This is a genomic window from Candidatus Nanobsidianus stetteri (assembly GCF_003086415.1).
Lineage (GTDB): Archaea > Nanobdellota > Nanobdellia > Nanobdellales > Nanobdellaceae > Nanobdella > Nanobdella stetteri_A.
This window is the reverse complement of the sequence record NZ_QEFP02000012.1, coordinates 1-2,557: the sequence shown is the minus strand read 5'-3', so window position 1 is coordinate 2,557 and position 2,557 is coordinate 1. Positions and strand designations below refer to the sequence as shown.

Sequence of the window (2,557 nt, the reverse complement as noted above, 5' to 3'; positions counted from 1 at the left end):
ACAAACAGAAATTATAAAATCATATTTTAATTTTTTCTTTAAATCTTCAATGGTTGTTCTAACTGTATCTGCAGAATTATAAACAGTTCCATATATACCAAGCTTTACCATAAAAATATTTTTTAATTGAAAACTATATAAAAATTATTGCTTTACAAACCTTATATCTACAGCATATGATTCTTTTTCATTAATTAATAATGGATTAACTTCAATTTCTAATAATTTTTCTTTTTTATATAATTCATATAATTTCATTACATTTTCATATAATAAATTAACATTTACTTTTGGTCTATTTCTATATCCATTTAACATTGGATATAATTTTAAATCTCTTAATCTTTTTTCTAAAATATATATATCAAAAGGTAAAGATAATATAATGAAATCTTTTAATAATTCTGTATATATTCCACCAATCCCTATTAAACATATATCTCCAAATATTTTATCATATTTTATTCCAATTATTACTTCATTAAATTCTCCAATTATTTGCTCTTGTATGATTATATTTGTATTAAATTTTTTTCTAAATTCTTCATAATATTTTTTTAGTTCACTATAATTTTGTATGTTTAATTTTACTGCTCCTAAATCTGTTTTATGATTTAAATCTGCTTTTATTACTAATGGAAAATTTGAATGCAGTGGTATTTCATTTACCCAATATTTAGGAATCTTTATTCCATATTTTTCTAATAATTCAAAACCTTCTGATAACATATTTTAAAATAAGTTTATTATAATTTATAAAGAATTATAACTATCAAAAATTGATAATTTATATAATTTCTTTATAATGTAATAATGATAAAGTATAATATATAGCTTCTTCAGTTCTAATAGTTTCTAATTTTTGGTCTGGACATATATTTATTGATATATCAAATTTTTCTTTCCAATTTTTTATTATGTCTTCAATACCTCTTGCAAAAGATCCAAAAGCAATTGCAATTTTATCTTTTTTCTCAATTTTTGCACTTTTTATATCTTCTCCATATCTAGATGTTGCTATTAAATAAAAGTTTTCTTCTTTTAATTTTTTAATTAATTCTTCTAAAGGTTTATTATAATAAAATACTTCATAACCAAAATAAAATTCTGTTTCATATGGATACAATAATTTTTTATTTATTTTATCATAAATTAATATATTTGTTTTTCTATATTTTTTATTTACATTTACATAAAATTTTTCTTCTCCATTTGTTATATAAAATTTATCTTTTTCTCTTTTTAATATATAAACATATTCATATCTTGTTCTATCTTTATGATAATATACATTTAAAGGTAAAGCAGAACCAATATATTTTAATTCTTTATCAATTGGAAATGCAATTTTTCTAATATATGGGGGAGTATTTAAATATTTTAATACTTTTAAGATAAATCTTCCCAAACCATGTGAATTAAATTTTGGATCGTCATCATAATATATTCCAATTTCATTTATTCCAAAATTTACAATTGCTCTTGCTAATTGTGATATTAAAAATATTCTAATTTTTTGATCTCTTTTTTCTCCAGTAAATGTCGATGGAATTAATAATAATTTTCTCATATATAATTGTTAAAAAATAAAAATAAAAGTCCGGGCGGTGGGACTTGAACCCACGACCTGCCGGTCTCTGCGGCCAATTTAACCACTACAGCCGGCCGCTCTACCAGGGCTGAGCTACGCCCGGTATTTATTATAATTAAGATAATATATATTAAAAAATTTTAACTTTTATAGATTATATCCCAAAATTCATATTAAATATTTTGTTTTTTATAATTTTGTTAATAAAAAATTTGTGTATGTTATATTTTTTCTATTTTTATAAAATCTGTTCTTCCGATTTCTGATTTAGGATCTCCACCTAATATTAATATATATCCATTATTAATATATTTCTTAGCTATTAATTTGGAATTATTTATTATATCAAGTATATCTTTAATTTCTGCATTTTCTAATTCAGGATATACTCCATATAATAAGTATAATTTCCTATATAATTCCTTATTTGGTGTAACTCCTATTATAATTTGTTTTGGTCTTAATCTTGAAACTCTTATTATAGAATTTCCAGTTCTACTATGTGCAACAATTAGTTTTATATCATTATCAAATTCAGAAGTACTTACAGCACCTGCTGCTATAGAATCATCAATATTATTTGGAGGTAATAATTCCGGTTTTACCTCTTTTTCTACATTTAATATTATTTCTTCTAATATTTTTACAGAATCTACCGGATAATTACCTATTGCCGTTTCATCACTTAACATTATAGCATCTACACCTTCTAATACTGATACAGAAGCATCTATTATTTCTGCTCTAGTTGGTATTGAATTATTTACCATGGATTCTAATACTTGTGTAGCCAATATAACAGGTTTTCCATATAATCTTGATGTTTTAATTATTCTTTTTTGTGCAAATATTAAGTTTGAAAATCCTATATCTACTCCCAAATCTCCTCTTGCTACCATTACACCATCAGATACCTTAATTATGTTTTCTAAATCATTTAAAGCTTTTTTAGTTTCTATTTTAGCA

3 protein-coding genes and 1 tRNA gene are annotated in these 2,557 nt (G+C 22.4%); all 4 read right to left on the bottom strand.

Going from position 1 to position 2,557, the window contains the following annotated elements; translation table 11 throughout:
• Positions 1–144 precede the first annotated feature (144 nt).
• Positions 145–729: an acetate--CoA ligase family protein gene (locus tag DDW03_RS01940; RefSeq protein ID WP_228615383.1), complete on the bottom strand. Its 585-nt coding sequence runs from the start codon at positions 727–729 to the stop codon at positions 145–147.
• Between the two features lie 58 nt (positions 730–787).
• Positions 788–1,570 (bottom strand): putative RNA uridine N3 methyltransferase, encoded by a 783-nt coding sequence (locus DDW03_RS01935; RefSeq protein ID WP_228615382.1) that lies wholly within the window; start codon positions 1,568–1,570, stop codon positions 788–790.
• Positions 1,571–1,599: 29 nt separating this feature from the next.
• Positions 1,600–1,694: transfer RNA gene (locus DDW03_RS01930), tRNA-Tyr, on the bottom strand.
• 118 nt (positions 1,695–1,812) lie between these two features.
• Positions 1,813–2,557, bottom strand: a 745-nt coding sequence (locus DDW03_RS01925) for a pyruvate kinase (RefSeq protein WP_228615381.1), incomplete at its 5' end; no start/stop codon positions are given.